The organism is Microbispora sp. H11081 (assembly GCF_012999535.1).
Classification (GTDB): domain Bacteria; phylum Actinomycetota; class Actinomycetes; order Streptosporangiales; family Streptosporangiaceae; genus Microbispora.
This window is the reverse complement of sequence record NZ_JABBWV010000001.1, coordinates 754,140-771,002: the sequence shown is the minus strand read 5'-3', so window position 1 is coordinate 771,002 and position 16,863 is coordinate 754,140. Positions and strand designations below refer to the sequence as shown.

The window sequence follows — 16,863 nt, the reverse complement described above, 5'->3', positions numbered from 1 at the left end:
GAAAGCGTCGGAGCATGGCGGGATTTGACTGGCTTCGTGACCCCGACCGGCCTTTCCTGTTCAACCTCGTCTTCTGGGCGGTGACGGCGGTCATGGCCGCGGGCCTCGCTCAGGCGGTGCTGCTCGGCTCCGGCAGCGTGCCGGAGTACGTGCTCTTCTCCGCCAATCTGGGGCTGGTCGTGGCGCTGTGGCCCATGCTGCCCTGGGACCGGGCGGACGGCCGCCGGTGGGCGGTCCCGCTGTTCCTGGTGGCGACCACCATGCTGGGCGTCAGCGGCGCCCACAGCACCCATCTGCCCCTGATCCTCGTCGCGGTGGCCAACCTGGCCTTCATCTACAGCATGCGAACCGCGACGATCATCCTGTCCTGCCTCGCGGTGGTGATGTTCGCGGCGGTCCCCCTGCTGTTCCACAAGACCGTGCTCGACGGCCTGCAGGAGACGGGCCTCGCCGCGGTGCTCGCGGCGTTCGTGCTGGGCATGACCTCCTCCACGCTCGCGGCCCGGCGCAGCCGGGAGGAGGCGCGAGGACTGCTCGAACGCATCAGGGAACTGGCCGTCGCCGAGGAGCGGGCGAGGATGGCGGCGGAGATGCACGACTCGGTCGGCCACCACCTGACCGTCATAAAGATGGGCCTGGAGAACGCCGAGCGCTTCCGCGACCGCCGCCCAGAGGCCGCCTGGGCGGAGGTGCGCCAGGCCAAGGAGCTCACCGCGGAGGCGCTGGCCGACGCGCGGCGCTGGGTGCGCGCGCTGCGGCCGCTCGCGCTGGACGGCCGCGTCGGCAGCGCCGCGCTCGAACGGCTCGCGGCGTCGTTCGACGGCACCGGCATCAGCGTGAGCTTCGAGGTGCGGGGCGAGGAGCGGCGCCTCGCGGCCGACACCGAGCTCGTCCTCTACCGGGTGCTGCAGGAAGGGCTCACCAACGCGCTGCGGCACGCGAAGGCGGAGCGCGTGCGGGGCACGCTGACGTTCGGCGACGACCGGGTGGCGCTCGTGGTCAGCGACGACGGGACGGGCCGGGACGCCCGGGCGCGCGGCGGCTTCGGGCTGACGGCGCTGGCGGATCGGGCCAGGGCGCTCGGCGGCACGCTGGCCAGTGGCAACAGGCCGGACGGCGGGTTCGAGTTACGCGCCGAGCTGCCGTCGTCGGAGGTGCGGGCATGAGGCCGGTCAGGGTGGTGCTCGTGGACGACCAGGCGCTGCTGCGCCAGGGGCTGCGCAAGCTGCTGGAGGTCGAGGACGGCATCGAGGTCGTCGGCGAGGCGGCCGACGGCCACGACGCCCTGCGGGTGATCGGCGACCGGCGTCCCCATGTGGCGCTCGTGGACATGCGCATGCCGGGCATGAACGGCGTGGAGCTGATCGCCCGCCTGGCCGCCGAGCGCCCTGAGGTGGCGGTCGTCGTGCTCAGCACCTTCGACGAGGACGAGTTCATCTTCGGCGCGCTGCGCGGCGGCGCGACCGGCTACCTGCTGAAGGACTGCTCGCCCGAGGAACTGGTCTCGGCCGTGCACCGGGCGAGCCGTGGGGAGACCGTGCTGGGCAGCCCGGTGGCGGCGCGCCTGGTCTCCGAGCTGCGGCACCTGCCGGTGGGCACGGTCGCGTTCCGCGGGCAGGAACTGCTGTCGGCCCGCGAGGTCGAGGTGGCGCGGATGGTCGCCGCCGGGGCCACCACCCGGGAGATCGCCGCGCACCTGCTCATCACCGAGGGCACGGTCAAGAACCACGTGTCCAGCGTGCTGCGCAAGCTGGGCCTGCGCGACCGCATCCAGCTCGCGCTGCACCTCCGGCCGTAATCCGTGTCACTGATCCGGCGGCTCCCGCGATGAGGAGCCGCCGGATTCCGCTTACCAGGTGGTGGGCTTGCCCTTCTGGAACAGCCACACGTCGAAGAACGCCGTGAGGTCCTGGCCCGAGACCCGCTCCGCCGCCTCGACGAACTCGGCGGTGCTCGCGTTTCCGTACCGGTGCTGCGTCGCCCAGTCCTTGACCAGCGTGAAGAAGGCGGTGTCGCCGATCTTGCCGCGCAGCGCGTGCAGCGTCATCGCGCCACGGTTGTACGGCACGTTGCCGAACATGTCCTCAGGGCCGGGGTCGGCCGTGACGGTCTGCCAGAACGACGAGGTAGCCGCCCTGCCGTAGTTGCTCGCGCTGTCGAACGTCGCCTGGGCGGTGGCGCCACCGGTGTGCTCGGTCCACAGCCAGGTCGCGTACGTCGCGAAGCCCTCGTTGAGCCAGATGTCGGCCCACTTGCCGACGCTCACGCTGTCGCCGTACCACTGGTGGGCGAGCTCGTGCGCCATCGTGCCGACGCTGGGCGCGCTGGAGAAGATCGGCTTGGTCTGGCTCTCCAGGGCGTACCCGACGTCCGGCGCGCGGTCGATGATCGCCCCAGCCGTGTTGAAGGGGTACGGCCCGAAGATCGAGGAGAAGTACTCCACGATGGCGGGGATCTGGGCGACGGCCGCGGCCGACTGGGTCGTCAGGCGCGGGTCCACCGCCGTGTAGACCGGGATGCCGCTCGGCGTGGTCGTCTCGTTCACGACGAAGTTCCCCAGCGTCACCGTGGCGAGGTAGGTCGCCATCGGCTCGGCCGAGTCCCACACGAACGTCGTCTTGCCCTTGGCGGTCGTCTTGGACACCAGGCGGCCGTTGCCGACCACCGTGACGCCCTCGGGGACGGTCGCCCGGAAGGTGAACGTCGCCTTGTCCGCGGGGCTGTCGTTGGAAGGCAGCCAGGCCGGCGCGCCCTGCGGCTCGCCCGGCACGAAGGCGCCGTCGTCGGTCGGCACCCAGCCCTCGATCGAGCCGTCGGGGTCGGTGACGACCGGCGGCGTCCCGGCGTACGACACCGTGACGGTGAACGTCTCCCCGGTCTTCAGCTTGGGCCGCGGGGTCACGACGAGCTCCTGCCCGTCCCTGCGGTAGTCGGCCGGGTGCTTGCCCACCGTCAGCGACGTGATCTGCGGGCCGCGGAAGTCCAGATCGAACTGGTCGAGGTCCTGCGTGGCGACCGCGGTGATCACCGTCGTGGCGTCCATGACCTTGGTGGCCGGGTCGTACGTGAACGTGACGTCGTAGTGCCGCACGTCGTAGCCGCCGTTGCCCTGGTCGGGGAAGTACGGGTCGCCGAGCGAGGGGGCGCCCGCGGAGTAGCGCGGCTCCCCCGGCTTCCCGGGCGCCGCGAATGACGCGGTCGCCTGGGTCGCGGTGAGCAGCGCCGCCGCGAGCGCGGCGCCGCCGATCCGCGCCGCGCGGCGCGAACGGGACGATGTCATAGGGGTTTCCTTCCGAGGATCGTGTCGGGACTCAGGCGACGACGGAGCGGAGCGGGATGCCCGCCGCGCCGAGGTCGCGGACCAGGTCGCGGACGAACGGGTGCTCGTCGGCGGACAGGCCGTCGGGGTTCGGGATGGTGGCGTAGGACGAGCCGTCCGCCGACGCGGTCAGGGCCGTGTCCGTGTAGCGCTCGACCACCGCGCGGGTCCTGGCGAGGTCGGCGTCGGCCACCTGGATGACGATCGGCCGCCACTGGCCGCCGAGGTTCGGCGGCTCCTCCGCCGACGCCGCGGCGACGCGCGCCGGGTCGGGGGTTGTGGCGGACCGCTGCTTGGCCTGGGACGTGGCCGCCGGGTACAGCAGCGCGTTGGCGAGCAGGTGGATGCCGTTCTCGTTGTACGCCCTGAACAGCGGGTTGTACGCGAACAGCACGGCGTGTCCGGCGCCGGTCGGCTCGTCGACGAGAGAGGCCGTGCCCTTGAGCGCCTCGGCGCCCACGCTGTAGCCGTTGGACCAGAACGTGTCGTCCGTGGGGTAGGTGAGCACGTTCACCCCGGTCTGGCTGGGGTTGAGGATCGGGTCGCCGTTGTTGAACTGGAAGTCCTCCGCGGGGCGGCCGAGCGACACCGGGCTGCCCTGCTCCACGTCCACCCGGAAGTGCGAGCCGATGACCTGGTAACCGGTCGGCTTGGTCTTCTCGGTCGTGGAGGTGAGGCCGGCCGCCCTGGCGACCCGGGTGCCCTCGTTGCGCAGGCCGACGTACGTGCCGCCCGCGGCCACCCACTGCCTGAGGTTGGCCAGGCCCTGAGCGGTCAGCCCGCCGTTCGAGCTGCTGCCGTCGGGGACGAGCAGGACGGTCCGCTCGGTGAAGGCCGGGGTGTTGTCGTTGATGTCCGCAGTCGTCACCGGCGTCAGCCCGAGACCCCAGCGGTCGCCGAGCACGTAGCGGGCCTCGCCGTACGACCCGGAGGTGGTGGACACGCCGGTGCCGGCGAACAGGCCGGCGTCGGGCGTGCGCAGCGCGGCGCCGGAGGCGGGGGACGCGCCGCCCTCGACCGTCACGCCCAGGGAGCGGGCCAGCTTGTCCAGCTCGCCGCGGTTCATCGCCGTGGCGGGCAGGCTGACGGCCCCGCTGCCGAGGTCACGCGTGAGAGGCACGCCCGCGCCGAGCAGCCGGAAGGTCAGCTCGGAGGCGGCGGCCGAGTCCATCGGGTAGGAGTACGACCCGCCCTTGGGCGCGGCGGAGGCGACGCCGCCTTCGACGTCCTTGACGAGGTCGGCCTTCGGCGACAGCTCGTCGCCGGTGGAGATGGCGTTCACGCCGGCGAGCAGCGGGTTGCTCCAGGAGGAGACGTCGTAGAAGTAGGGGAAGGGGACGTACGGGTCCTCACCCATGATCGCCTGGATCCAGTGCTTCTGGGGCTGGTCCATCGGGATCCAGTACGCGCCCTCGGGCACCGTCACGTCATCGGCCGTCCGGCCGCCGAACACCCGCGCGGAGGGCACCTTCACGGGCTTCTTCACCCGGTAGACCTCGACGTCCATGCGGCGCAGCCGTTCGACCAGCCGGCGCACGTCGCCGAGCTGCCGGTCGGGCAGCAGGAAGTACGACCTGATCTTGATGTCGGGCACCGGGAACCGGACCGTGTTGGCCGGCTGGACGACCTCGTTCGGCTCCAGCGTGCCCGCGGCGCCCTCGGCGAGCGCGGTGCGCCAGATCGAGTAGTAGCCGTTCAGGATCTCGCGCCGGTTGTCGGCGGCCCAGCCCGTCGTCGCCCACTGGGTGTTGAACTGCTGCTGCACCCGGTCCTCGACCGAGGACGAGCTGCCCTTCTCGAACGTCATCCCCGCGGCGCCGAAGCCCGCCGAGGGGACGGTGTCGCCGTAACCCATGTAGAACAGGTCGTAGGTGGCGTAGTTGAAGTAGCACTCGGTGGTGACGGCGCCGGCGCAGGCGCCGTTGTAGCCGAAGCCAGCGGCGTTCGCCGCGCCGATGCGGTTGATCCAGTCCACCGGCTGGTCGGCGATCTCGTGGTGGATCGGGTCGGCGTTGGGCGGGAAGAAGTACTGCCGCCCGCCCATCTCGTGCGCGTCGACGAAGACCTGCGGGGGGAACCGCCGGAGCATCTCGATCTTGCCGTCGGTCTCCGGCTGGGTGCGGGCGAACCAGTCCCGGTTGAGGTCGAAGCCGTACTCGTTGGTCCTGCGGCTCGCGTCGCGGCCGTCCGGGTTCTGGGTCGGCATGATGACCGTGACCAGGTTGTCGTTGCGCTTGGCGACGTCGCAGGACAGGCCGCCCGCGAGTTCGTACAGCGTCTTGAGCGCGGCGTCGGCGCCGCTCTTCTCTCCGCCGTGCACGTTGCCGGCGATCCAGACGACGGCGGGCGAGTCGTCGGCGATGCGCGCCGCCTTGTCCGCCTTCAGCGACCTCGGGTCGCGCAGCGAGCGGATCTGGTCGGCGATCTTCTTGAGCTGCCCGGGCACCATGTTGTGCGAGTCGGACACGATGGCGTACGGCAACTCCTGGCCGGTCACGCTGTGCGCCACCGTGCCGGTGACCACCCGGTCGGAGGCGCGTCCGACGGCGTCCACGTACTTCTTGATCTCTTCCGTGGTGAGCACCCGGGACTGCCCCTTGCCCAGCGGGAAGCCGAAGAACTGCTCCGGGGCCGGCACCGCGGCCACGTGGGCGTTCGGATCCGCGTCGCACTGCTGGGGCGGCTTCTTGGCCCCGGCGGGGTCGGCCTGCGCCGGGGAGGCCGGTGTCAGCGTGAGCGTGGCGGACACCAGGACCGCGACGCCTAGTGCAATGCCATAGGGGGATCTTCCGCACAAGGTCGTGCGTAACCGCATCTCGCCTCCAGGCGGGGAGGACGGGGGATGTCTCGGAGGAGGCCCGTCCAGGAAACGACAAAGTCACTGCGGACAGTATTAGAACGGAATAAAGCGGACAAGCTGTGCAAGATTTAACCGCACCGAGTTGTAAAGTGTGAGCGATCACATCTCCGCACGTCATCGCCCTAACGGACGACCGAATCGCCCTTTTATAACGTCCGATAACGACTGGGCATCGGGTTCGCACTCATGGGCCCCACCGCTTCTCCCCGCCTCGTCGGCCGCGGAACAGACCGCCACGTACCGGCCTGTGGGACCATTCAGGAGATTCGGAGGTGAACAGGGTGGACGAGGAGCGTCGGCTGGCGGGCAGATACCACCTGCTCGAGCCGATCGGCCGCGGCGGCATGGGCGTCGTCTGGCGCGCCCACGACGACCTGCTCGACCGTACGGTGGCCGTGAAAGAGGTGCTCTACCACCCCACCTCGGAAGAGGACAGGGCGGCCTTCAACCGGCGCACCATCCGGGAGGCGCGGGCCGCCGGCCGCATCGACCACCCGAACGTCGTCGTCGTCCACGACGTGATCGAGGAGGACGGCCGTCCCTGGATCGTGATGCAACTCGTGCAGTCGCGGTCGCTGGGCCAGGTGCTGCGCGAGCAGGGCCCGCTCCCGCCCGCCCGGGTCGCCGCGATCGGCCTGCAGGTGCTCGACGCGCTGTGCACCGCGCACGCCGCGGGCGTGCTCCACCGTGACGTCAAGCCGGAGAACGTGCTGCTCAAGGGAGAGACCCGGGTGGTGCTCACCGACTTCGGCATCGCCACGATGCCGGAGGAGACCGGGCTCACCATGACCGGCGGCATCACCGGCACCCCCGCGTTCATCCCCCCGGAGCGGCTGAACGGCCACCCCGCGACCCCCGAGTCCGACCTGTGGTCCCTCGGCGCCACGCTGTACGCGGCCGTCGAGGGCAGGACACCGTTCGACCGCAACTCCGCCGTGGCCACCATGGCGGCCGTCCTGCACGACGATCCGGCCCCGCCCCGGCGGGCGGGCGCCCTGACGCCCGTGCTCGAAGGCCTGCTGCGCAAGGACCCCGCCCGGCGCATCGGCGCGACCGAGGCCGCCGCCCTGCTCGACGCGGCCGTGTCGGCCGGGCGGGAGCCCGTTCCCCCCGGCCCCCCGCCACCGTACGGCCCCCAGCCGTACAGCGCCCCTACGTACGGTAGCCAGCCATACGGAGCCCAGCAGTACAGCGCCCAGCAGTACAGCGCCCAGCAGTACAGCGCCCAGCAGTACAGCGCCCAGCAGTACAGCGCCCCCACGGCCCCGCCGGGAGGCCACGCTGCCCCGACCGCACCGGGTCCGCCCGCCGCGAGGCGCGGATCCGCAGGCAGGACGACACTGTTCGTCCTGTTACCGCTGCTGCTGGTCGTGGTCCTCGCCGTCGGCGGCTGGTACGGCTACAGCAGGCAGGCGGGCGGGATCGCCGCCGAGGAGCCCACACCGGCGGAGCACGACCCCACGGCCGAGGCCCCACGGCCGAGCCCTTCGGACGCGCCGTCCCCCCGGCGCTCGACGACGACGGCGTCCGGGCTTCCCTCCGGGTGGAAGTTCCACCGCGACCGGCTCGGCTTCTCTATCGCCCTGCCCTCCGGCTGGGTCCCGTTCGGCAGGGAGGCCACCCGGGTGCGCTTCCGCCACCCGAGCGGGCGTGACTACCTGCAGGTGGACCTGACCCCGTGGGACACCACCGATCCGGTGGCGGCGTTACGCCAGGTGGAGGCGGCCTCGACGAAGATGGGATACCTGCGCGGCTACGAGCGCATCGGCATCACGCGGGGGACGTACCTCGACGTACCCGCCGCGGACTGGGAGTTCACCCACACGACCGACGCGGGCAGGGTGCGGGTGCTCGACCGCGCCTTCAGGACCGAGGACGGCCGCTGCATCGCCCTCTATTGGCAGGCCGCCGACTCCCGATGGACTACCGGTTTGTCCTACTTCCGCATTTTCGAGCGGACCTTCCAGCCAGAATAACGATTTGATTAAGACGTCCGGGTCAGCGGCGGTTTCGGCCCGGAAGAGAGCAATGACGTCGCATGCGCTCCGCCACGCGGGGTAGCCCGGCAATCATGGCTGAAGCGCGAACCTCCGAACGTGTCGTGGCAGGACGCTATCGCCTGATCGAGCCACTGGGGCGAGGCGGCATGGGCACCGTGTGGCGGGCCGTCGACCAGGTGCTCGAACGCGAGGTCGCCGTCAAGGAACTGCTGGCGTCGGCCACGCTCACCGGCCCGGAGCGGGAGGTCTTCACCATCAGGACCTTCCGCGAGGCCAGGGCCGCGGGACGGTTGAGCCATCCGAGCGTGGCGGCGGTGTACGACGCCTTCGAGGAGAACGGCTACCCCTGGATCGTCTTCGAGCTGATCCCGTCCAGGACGCTCGGCTCTGTCATCCGCGACGAGGGGCCGCTGCCGCCGCGGCGGGTGGCGGAGATCGGGTCGAGGGTGCTGGCCGCGCTGCGCCTCGCCCATGCCAACGGCGTGCTGCACCGGGACGTCAAGCCCGACAACGTGCTGCTCGCCCACGACGGCCGGGTCGTGCTGACGGACTTCGGCATCGCCGCGATGGAGGACGACTCGCCGGTCACCCGCACGGGCATGCTGATCGGCACCCCGGCGTTCATCGCCCCTGAGCGGGCGGCCGGACGGCAGGCGCAGCGGGCGTCCGACCTGTGGTCGCTCGGGGTGACGCTGTTCCTGGCCGTCGAGGGGCGCTCGCCGTTCCACCGGGGTCACGCGCTGGCGACGCTGGCCGCGGTGATGTACGAGGACCCGGGTCCGCTGCGCAACGCCGGCCCGCTGGCCCCGGTCATCGAGGGCCTGCTGGTCAAGGACCCCGCCCGCAGGATGAGCGCGGACTACGCCGCCCAGCACCTGCACGCCGTGGCCACCGGCCAGGTGACCGACCCGGTCGTGCCGCGTCCCCGGCTGCCGCCCCTGCTCTCCCGGACCCCGGCGCCCACTCCGGTGCCGTTCCCCGGGATCACTCCGGCGCCGACCCCGGTGCCTGCCCACGCGCCGGTGGACGGACGCTCCAGGCCCTGGGCGCTGGCGGCGGGCTCGGCGGCGCTCGTCACGCTGGTCGGCCTCGCCGCGGGCGCCGTCGCCTTCGCCACCGCACGTACGCCGGCCGACCCGCGGGGGACCACCGTGGTGAGCACTCCCACGGTGACGGTGTTCGCGACCAAGACCGCCGAGGCCGTCAAGAACGACAGGCGGACCGAGAGCCGCCAGTCGGAGCGGAAGACGCCCACCCAGCCGGTGACGAACCCCGGGAGGGCCACGTACGGCACCGGGGGCGGGCCCGGCCCCGGCACTCCCATGGGGAAGCCCAAGGCGAAGCCCAGGACGAAGCCGAACGGCAAGCCCGCGGAGAACCCCCAAGGAAAGCCCGAGGGAAAGCCCGAGGGAAAGGCCAAGGAGAAGCCCAAGGGCCCGGGACCGGCGAAAGCCCCGGGAAACGGGGCGGCCGAGTCCGGGAAGAGCAACGGATCCGCCGGCCCGGCCCAGGGCAAGAGTGGAGGCCAGGGAAAAGGCGAGGCCACGAAGGCCGCCACGGACGCGGACGTCGGTGACATCCCAGACGGCTACACCCAGCCGGAGCAGGGCTGGGGCGCCTGACCGGTCCCGTCAGCCCTCGTCTTCGAGGATCTCCAGCGCGCGGGCCAGATCGTCCGGGTAGTCGCTGGTGAAGGTCATCCACTCCCCCGTCGCCGGGTGCTCGAACGACAGCGAGACCGCGTGCAGCCACTGCCGGCTCACGCCGAGCCGGGCGGCGAGGGTGGGGTCCGCGCCGTACATCAGGTCGCCCACGCACGGGTGCCTGAGCGCGGCCATGTGCACCCGGATCTGGTGGGTCCTGCCGGTCTCCAGCTTGATGTCGAGCAGCGACGCCGCGCGGAACGCCTCGACCGTGTCGTAGTGCGTCACCGAGTCCTTGCCACCGGCCACCACCGCGAAGCGCCCGTCGCCCGCCGGGTGCCGGTCGATCGGAGCGTCGACGGTGCCGCGCAGCGGGTCCATGTGCCCCTGGACGAGCGCGTGGTAGCGCTTGTCCACGGTGCGTTCCTTGAACGCCCGCTTGAGGTGCGAGTAGGCCCGCTCGCTCTTGGCGACGACCATCACGCCTGTGGTGTTGGCGTCGAGCCGGTGGACGATGCCCTGGCGCTCGGCCGCGCCGCTCGTGGAGACCCGGTGGCCCGCGCCGAGCAGCCCGCCGATCACGGTGGGGCCGGTCCAGCCGACGGTCGGGTGCGCCGCGACGCCGATCGGCTTGCTCACGACGACGATGTCGTCGTCCTCGTGCAGGATTCCCATGCCGGGGACGGGCTCGGCCACGGGCATCGGCGTCGCCGGGGGCGGCGGGATCGTGACGTCCAGCCAGGCGCCGGCGTGGACGCGGTCGGACTTCGCCGGTACGGCGCCGTCGACCAGCACGTCCCCCGAGGCGATCAGCTCGGCCGCGCGGGTGCGGGAGAAGCCGAACAGCCGGGCGAGGGCGGCGTCGAGACGCTCGCCCTCCAGGCCGTCGGGGACGGGCAGGCTGCGCTGGTCACCCATCGGACTTCCCCCCCGCCGTCCCGCCGGGCTGTTCCGGGGTCTGCTCCGGGGTCTGCTCCGGGGTCTGGTCGCCGGTCTCGCGGGTGCCGTCGATCTGGTAGCCGCGCCAGGCGAGGAACACGGCGAGCACGCCGCCGCACACGATGGCCGAGTCCGCGACGTTGAACACGGGGAACCGGGTGGCGGGGAACACCTGGACGAAGTCGACCACGTGTCCCTGGAACGGCGCGGGCGACCGGAAGACGCGGTCGGTCAGGTTGCCGACCGCGCCGCCGAGCAGCAGGCCGAGCGTGATCGCCCAGGGCAGGCTGCGCAACTGCCGCGCCGTACGCACGATCGCCACGACGACGCCCAGCGCGATGATCGTGAACACGATCGTCATGCCGGTGCCGATGCTGAAGGCGGCACCGGGGTTGCGGATGACGGTCAGCACGAGCGCGCCGGGAATGACGGTGAGCGGCTCCTGGCGTTCCAGGAACTCCACGACGAGGAACTTGCTGACCTGGTCGAGAACGTAGACGACGGCGGCCAGGATCGCGAGGACGGCTATCCTCCGCGCCCGGTCGGGCCGAGCCGGGGTGGCGCCGCTCAGCGGCGCTCCTCCCGCTGCTTGCACGCTACGCACAGCGTCGCTCTCGGGAATGCCCCCAGGCGCTCCTTGCCGATCGGCTTGTGGCACGATTCGCACTCTCCGTAAGTCCCTGCGTCGACACGGGCGATCGCCCGCTCGTACTGCGCGAGCAGGTCGCGCGCATTCAGGGTAAGGGCGATCTCACGCTCACGCTCATACGTCTTGGCCCCGGCATCGGCCGGATCGTCCCCCGCGCCCTGGCTCACGTCACCGGACGCGAGCTGCTCCTCGGCCCTGGCGATGTCGGCTCGCAGCTCCTCGATCTCGTGCCGCAACCGCTCGCGGACCTCGGCGAGCTCCTGGTCGGACCAGACGTCCTCACCGATGGCGGTTCTCGCCGTGCGCGTCGTCATTGCGGGCCTCCCCTTCGCCCAGGAACCCTGTGAGCCCGTGCCCTCGGGGGCCGGGCGCGCATCGGGCCGGTCCGGGCAGAATAAGCCGCCGATAACGGATCGGCAACGGACCCTCCGAGGCTTTTACCCCACCCGTACCCGGATGGCACGTTCGGCCGGTTCCTCCTGATCGCCCCTGGATCCCCCACCGGGCGTCCCCCACGTATTCCCCCGAGGAGCCCTGGTCTCACCAGAATCATCACCCGCGAATCGGGAAGCCCCCGCGGCCGGGGTGCGTTATCTTCGTAGTCTGCAAGGCGTCGATGGGGACGAGTACCTCCGCATCCGCCCGCTCAGCGACCCGGGGACGGTGTGAGCCCGGGGCGGGCCGTGGAGGGAAGATCACCCCGGAGCCGCCGGAGGAAAGGCCGGACCGGCCGAGTAGAACCGGCAGCGGAGACAAACGAGAGGGCGCCCGCCACAGGCCGGGCGTCAAGAAGGGTGGTACCGCGGAGCCGTCCACGGCTTCGTCCCTTCACGCCAGGTCAGCAGTGCTGTCACAGCCACCGCGTGGAGGTTCCGCCCGACGATGTCTTCCCCATACTTCCGCTCACTTCCCGCGCAGGTCGACCTGCCGGCCCTCGAGCACGAGGTCCTCGAGCGCTGGCGGGACGGGAAGGTCTTCGAGCGCTCGCTGGAGCAGAACGCCGGCGGCCCCTCCTGGGTGTTCTACGAGGGCCCGCCCACCGCCAACGGCATGCCCGGCGTGCACCACGTCGAGGCCCGCGTCTTCAAGGACGTCTTCCCCCGCTACAAGTCGATGCGCGGCTACCACGTTCCCCGCAAGGCCGGCTGGGACTGCCACGGCCTGCCCGTCGAGGTCGCCGTCGAGAAGGAACTCGGCCTGTCGGGCAAGCCCGAGATCGAGTCGTACGGCATCGCCGAGTTCAACGCGCGCTGCCGCGAGTCGGTGCTGCGGCACGTGGACGCGTTCGAGGAGATGACCGAGCGGATGGGCTACTGGGTCGACATGTCCCAGGCCTACCGCACCATGGACCCCCAGTACGTCGAGGCCGTCTGGTGGTCGCTCAAGGTCGTCTGGGACAAGGAACTGCTGTTCCGCGACCACCGGATCACGCCGTACTGCCCCCGCTGCGGCACCGGCCTGTCCGACCACGAACTCGGCCAGCCCGGCGGCTACGAGACCGTCTCCAGCCCGTCGGTGTACGTGCGGATGCCCGTCGTCTCCGGCCCGCTGGCCGAGCTGGGCGCCTCGCTGCTGATCTGGACCACCACCCCCTGGACGCTGGTGTCCAACACCGCGGTCGCCGTCCACCCCGACGTGACGTACGTCGCGGCCCGGCGCGGCGAGGAGGTCCTCGTGGTGGCCGAGCCGCTGCTGCGGCGGGCCCTCGGCGAGGACGCCGAGGTGCTGGCCACCTACCAGGGCTCGGAGCTCGAGCACACCGCCTACCGGCGCCCCTTCGACCTCGTGGACATCGAGGACGCCCACTACGTCGTGCTCGGCACGTACGTCACGGTCGAGGACGGCACCGGCCTGGTCCACCAGGCCCCCGCCTTCGGCGCCGACGACATGACCGTCTGCAAGCGCTACGGCCTGCCGGTGGTGAACCCGATCGGCCCTGACGGGCGCTTCCTGCCGGACGTGCCGTTCGTGGGCGGCATGTTCTTCAAGGACGCCGACGAGCCGCTGACCGAAAACCTGCGCGAGCGCGGCCTGCTGTTCCGCGGCGAGCACTTCGAGCACAGCTACCCGCACTGCTGGCGCTGCCACACCCCGCTGCTCTACTACGCGCTCCCGTCCTGGTACATCAGGACCACCGCGATCAAGGACCAGCTCCTCGCGGAGAACGAGCGCACCAACTGGTTCCCCGAGACGATCAAGAACGGCCGGTACGGCGAGTGGCTCCGGGGCAACGTCGACTGGGCGCTGTCGCGGTCCCGCTACTGGGGCACCCCGCTGCCGCTGTGGGTCTGCTCGGAGAACGAGGACCACGTCACCTGCGTCGGCTCGCTGAAGGAGCTGGGCGAGCTGGCGGGCCGCGACCTGACCGCGCTCGACCCGCACCGCCCGTACGTCGACGACGTGACCTTCCCCTGCCCCCATGGTGTCGGAGACGCGTCAGGGGCACTGTGCCGGGCCGAGGCGCGGCGCGTGCCCGACGTGATCGACGTCTGGTACGACTCGGGCGCCATGCCGTTCGCCCAGTGGGGCGCGCCGCTGGTGAACAAGGAGGTCTTCGAGAGCTCCTTCCCCGGCCAGTTCATCTGCGAGGCGATCGACCAGACCCGCGGCTGGTTCTACTCGATGATGACCGTCGGCACGCTGGTGTTCGGCCGGTCGTCGTACGAGAACGTGCTCTGCCTCGGCCTGATCCTCGCCGAGGACGGCCGCAAGATGAGCAAGCACCTGGGCAACGTGCTGCGGCCGATGCCGCTGATGGACCAGCACGGCGCCGACGCCCTGCGCTGGTACATGGCCACCTCCGGCTCCCCCTGGGCGCCGCGCAGGATCGGCCACGCCGCCCTGGAGGAGATCGTCCGGAAGGTCCTGCTGACCTACTGGAACACCGCGTCGTTCTTCACGCTCTACGCCAACGCCGAGTCGTGGTCACCCTCCCGGGTGGCCGACGCCCCGGCGTACGCCGACCGGCCGCTGATCGACCGGTGGGCGCTGGCGGAGCTGCACCGCACGGTGGCCGATGTCACCGCCTCCATGGAGGAGTTCGACACCGCCCGGGCCGGCCGCAGGCTCACCGAGTTCCTGGACGACCTGTCCAACTGGTACGTCCGCCGCTCGCGCCGCCGCTTCTGGTCCGGCGAGGCCTCGGCCTTCGCGACGCTGCACGAGTGCCTGGAGACCGTCACCCGGCTCATGGCACCGCTGGTGCCGTTCCTCACCGACTACCTGTGGGACGTGCTGCGCGACCCGGACGCCCCGGCCTCGGTGCACCTGGCCGCCTGGCCCGAGGTGAACACCGCGCTGCTCGACCCCGAGCTGTCGGAGCGGATGGCGCTGGTGCGCCGCCTGGTCGAGCTGGGCCGTTCGGCCCGCGCCTCCTCGTCGGTCAAGACGCGCCAGCCGCTCGGCCGGGCCCTGGTCGGCGCCCCCGGCTGGGCCGCGCTGCCCGGCGAACTGCGCGAGCTGATCGCCGACGAGCTCAACGTGCAGCGGCTTGAGGACCTGTCCGGGTTCTCCGCCGACCTGGTGACCTTCACGGTCAAGCCCAACTTCCGCAGCCTGGGCAGGAGGTTCGGCTCGCAGACCAAGCTCGCCGCCGCCGCCGTGTCGGCGGCCGACCCCGCGGCGCTGGCCCGGGCCCTGCGCTCGGACGGGACCGCGACGGTCGAGGCCGGGGAACTGGGCACGGTGGAGCTGGGCCAGGACGACGTGATCGTGACCGAGCAGCCGAAGTCGGGCTGGGCCGTGGAGACCGGCGCGGTGGACACCGGCACCGGCGAGACCGTGGCCCTCGACCTGGCGATCACCGACGAACTGCGCCGGGCCGGCCTGGTCCGCGACGTGATCCGGCTCGTCCAGGAGGCCCGCAAGTCCACCGGCCTGTCCATCAGCGACCGCATCGACCTGTGGTGGTCGGCCGGCGGCGAACTGGCCGAGGCCCTGCGGGGTTCCGCGGACGCCGTCGCCGACGAGGTGCTCGCCTCCCGGATCGAGGAGGGCGCCCCGGAGGAGGACCTGCCGGTGCACGAGGACACCGATCTCGGTCTGTCCTTCCGCCTCCGCAAGGCCTGACCAGGCTGACAATGCCCGGGCTCCGGTCACCCGACCGGCGCCCGGGCAATTCTTTTTGTGGCGGTTTTTACCCAATCGCTCCGCCCACCCGCCGAATTGTGGAAATCACCACTCGTTGACAGCGCCCCCGTGAGGGACTGACTATCGGGAAAACGGGCGTGATTTTCCCCAGAAAAGCGGGAGGCGATGTGCCTTACTTGCTTACTCCGGTCAAGAAACACCCACCCCATCGGCGAGCCGGGGTTGCGCGGGGAGCGACGCGGGGAGGGTCGCGACAATGAGCCTGCCCGTACAAGTCCCCGTACGCTGGACGGCGAGGGAGCGCGTACGGGTCGGAGGGATCGTCACCTTCGTCGCCCTGCTCCATGTGGCCGGCTGGTCCCTCTACCTGTACTACGTCGACGGCCCGGCGGGGGCCGGGGGGTTCGCGGGCGCCGGGACACTGGCCTACAGCCTGGGCATCCGGCACGCCTTCGACGCCGACCACATCGCGGCGATCGACGACACGACGCGGCTGATGATGCAGCGCGGCCGCCGCCCGGTCGGGGTGGGCTTCTTCTTCGCCCTCGGCCACTCCACCGTCGTGCTGCTCCTGGCCCTGATCGTGGCCCTCGCCGCCGGCGCGGCCGGGCACGGTGTCGAGAGCTTCCGGCAGGTGGGAGGGCTCGTCTCCCAGCTCGTCGCCATGTCGTTCCTGCTGCTCGTCGCGGTGCTCAACGGCCTCGTCCTCGCCGGCCTGATCGGACTGTGGCGGCGGATGGCCCACGGTCGGATCGACCGGAGAGAACTGGAGCTGCAGCTTCTGAACCGCGGCCTGATGAACCGCCTGCTGGGCGACCGCGTTCGAGGGCTGATCCGCTCGTCGTGGCACATGTACCCGATCGGCCTGCTGTTCGGGCTCGGGCTGGAGACGGCCAGCGAGGTGACGCTGCTGGCGCTGTCGGCGGGCACGGCGTCGCAGGGCCGGCTGCCGATGACGGCCGTGCTCACGCTGCCGCTGCTGTTCGCCGCCGGGATGACCGCCTGCGACACGGCCGACAGCCTGATCATGTCGCGCGCCTACTCATGGGCCTATCGCGACCCGGCGCGACGGCTCCACTACAACGCCGCGACGACCGGCATGACCGTATTCGTGGCGGCGTTCGTCGCGACGGTGTACCTGGCCAAGCTGACCGTCGACGCGACCGGCGTGGGCGGGCCCGTCGCGGCCTACGCGTCGCTCGCCGGCCATTTCGAGATCCTCGGATACGTCATCGTCGGGTTGTTCGTCGCGTCCTGGGGCATCGCCGCACTCGTGTGGCGAGTGTTCAAATTGGGCGAGCGTTTCACCGTCGACTGATTCCTTATCCCCCGTTACGGCAAAATCCCCAGATATTTGAGTCGCG

11 protein-coding genes are annotated in these 16,863 nt (G+C 71.3%); 6 read left to right on the top strand and 5 right to left on the bottom strand.

The window, feature by feature from the left end; all coding sequences use genetic code 11:
• Positions 1-14: 14 nt before the first annotated feature.
• Together HHX31_RS03425 and HHX31_RS03420 are read left to right on the top strand one after the other, a co-directional pair.
• Positions 15-1,166: a sensor histidine kinase gene (locus HHX31_RS03425; protein WP_211589176.1), complete on the top strand. Its 1,152-nt coding sequence runs from the start codon at positions 15-17 to the stop codon at positions 1,164-1,166.
• Positions 1,163-1,798: a response regulator transcription factor gene (locus HHX31_RS03420; RefSeq protein ID WP_169944874.1), complete on the top strand. Its 636-nt coding sequence runs from the start codon at positions 1,163-1,165 to the stop codon at positions 1,796-1,798. The genes HHX31_RS03425 and HHX31_RS03420 overlap by 4 nt, the downstream gene beginning before the upstream one ends.
• Before the next feature lie 51 nt (positions 1,799-1,849).
• On the opposite strand, the gene HHX31_RS03415 is transcribed toward HHX31_RS03420, so the two are convergent.
• Both HHX31_RS03415 and HHX31_RS03410 read right to left on the bottom strand, forming a co-directional pair.
• Positions 1,850-3,280 (bottom strand): M1 family metallopeptidase, encoded by a 1,431-nt coding sequence (locus HHX31_RS03415; protein WP_169944873.1) that lies wholly within the window; start codon positions 3,278-3,280, stop codon positions 1,850-1,852.
• A gap of 31 nt (positions 3,281-3,311) precedes the next feature.
• Positions 3,312-6,068 (bottom strand): M14 family zinc carboxypeptidase, encoded by a 2,757-nt coding sequence (locus HHX31_RS03410; protein WP_211589175.1) that lies wholly within the window; start codon positions 6,066-6,068, stop codon positions 3,312-3,314.
• A gap of 392 nt (positions 6,069-6,460) precedes the next feature.
• Here HHX31_RS03410 and HHX31_RS03405 point away from each other — a divergent pair, with 392 nt between their 5' ends.
• Both HHX31_RS03405 and HHX31_RS03400 read left to right on the top strand, forming a co-directional pair.
• Positions 6,461-8,155, top strand: a complete 1,695-nt coding sequence (locus tag HHX31_RS03405) for a serine/threonine-protein kinase (RefSeq protein WP_211589174.1) — start codon at positions 6,461-6,463, stop codon at positions 8,153-8,155.
• A gap of 95 nt (positions 8,156-8,250) precedes the next feature.
• The gene (locus HHX31_RS03400; protein ID WP_169944870.1) at positions 8,251-9,801 is read left to right on the top strand and encodes a serine/threonine-protein kinase; all 1,551 of its coding nucleotides are present in this window, start codon (positions 8,251-8,253) and stop codon (positions 9,799-9,801) included.
• Positions 9,802-9,810: 9 nt separating this feature from the next.
• Here HHX31_RS03400 and HHX31_RS03395 read toward each other — a convergent pair whose 3' ends face one another.
• The 3 genes from HHX31_RS03395 to HHX31_RS03385 are packed head-to-tail and all read right to left on the bottom strand — an operon-like array spanning position 9,811 to position 11,724.
• Entirely contained in the window at positions 9,811-10,740 is a 930-nt protein-coding gene (locus HHX31_RS03395; protein WP_169944868.1) for an RluA family pseudouridine synthase, read from the bottom strand.
• Positions 10,733-11,356, bottom strand: a complete 624-nt coding sequence (gene lspA, locus HHX31_RS03390; protein ID WP_311931327.1) for a signal peptidase II — start codon at positions 11,354-11,356, stop codon at positions 10,733-10,735. Before lspA ends, HHX31_RS03395 begins: the two co-directional genes overlap by 8 nt.
• The gene (locus HHX31_RS03385) at positions 11,329-11,724 is read right to left on the bottom strand and encodes a TraR/DksA C4-type zinc finger protein (protein WP_169944864.1); all 396 of its coding nucleotides are present in this window, start codon (positions 11,722-11,724) and stop codon (positions 11,329-11,331) included. Before HHX31_RS03385 ends, lspA begins: the two co-directional genes overlap by 28 nt.
• A 568-nt stretch (positions 11,725-12,292) precedes the next feature.
• Here HHX31_RS03385 and ileS point away from each other — a divergent pair.
• Positions 12,293-15,478: an isoleucine--tRNA ligase gene (gene ileS, locus HHX31_RS03380; protein WP_169944862.1), complete on the top strand. Its 3,186-nt coding sequence runs from the start codon at positions 12,293-12,295 to the stop codon at positions 15,476-15,478.
• A gap of 277 nt (positions 15,479-15,755) precedes the next feature.
• Positions 15,756-16,817, top strand: a complete 1,062-nt coding sequence (locus HHX31_RS03375; RefSeq protein WP_169944861.1) for a HoxN/HupN/NixA family nickel/cobalt transporter — start codon at positions 15,756-15,758, stop codon at positions 16,815-16,817.
• Positions 16,818-16,863 lie beyond the last annotated feature (46 nt).

Coding starts and splice junctions, on each gene's coding strand:
- HHX31_RS03425 (WP_211589176.1), top strand. CDS start 15: ATGGCGGGATTTGACTGGCTTCGTGACCCCGACCGGCCTTTCCTGTTC.
- HHX31_RS03420 (WP_169944874.1), top strand. CDS start 1,163: ATGAGGCCGGTCAGGGTGGTGCTCGTGGACGACCAGGCGCTGCTGCGC.
- HHX31_RS03415 (WP_169944873.1), bottom strand. CDS start 3,280: ATGACATCGTCCCGTTCGCGCCGCGCGGCGCGGATCGGCGGCGCCGCG.
- HHX31_RS03400 (WP_169944870.1), top strand. CDS start 8,251: ATGGCTGAAGCGCGAACCTCCGAACGTGTCGTGGCAGGACGCTATCGC.
- HHX31_RS03395 (WP_169944868.1), bottom strand. CDS start 10,740: ATGGGTGACCAGCGCAGCCTGCCCGTCCCCGACGGCCTGGAGGGCGAG.
- HHX31_RS03385 (WP_169944864.1), bottom strand. CDS start 11,724: ATGACGACGCGCACGGCGAGAACCGCCATCGGTGAGGACGTCTGGTCC.
- ileS (WP_169944862.1), top strand. CDS start 12,293: ATGTCTTCCCCATACTTCCGCTCACTTCCCGCGCAGGTCGACCTGCCG.
- HHX31_RS03375 (WP_169944861.1), top strand. CDS start 15,756: ATGAGCCTGCCCGTACAAGTCCCCGTACGCTGGACGGCGAGGGAGCGC.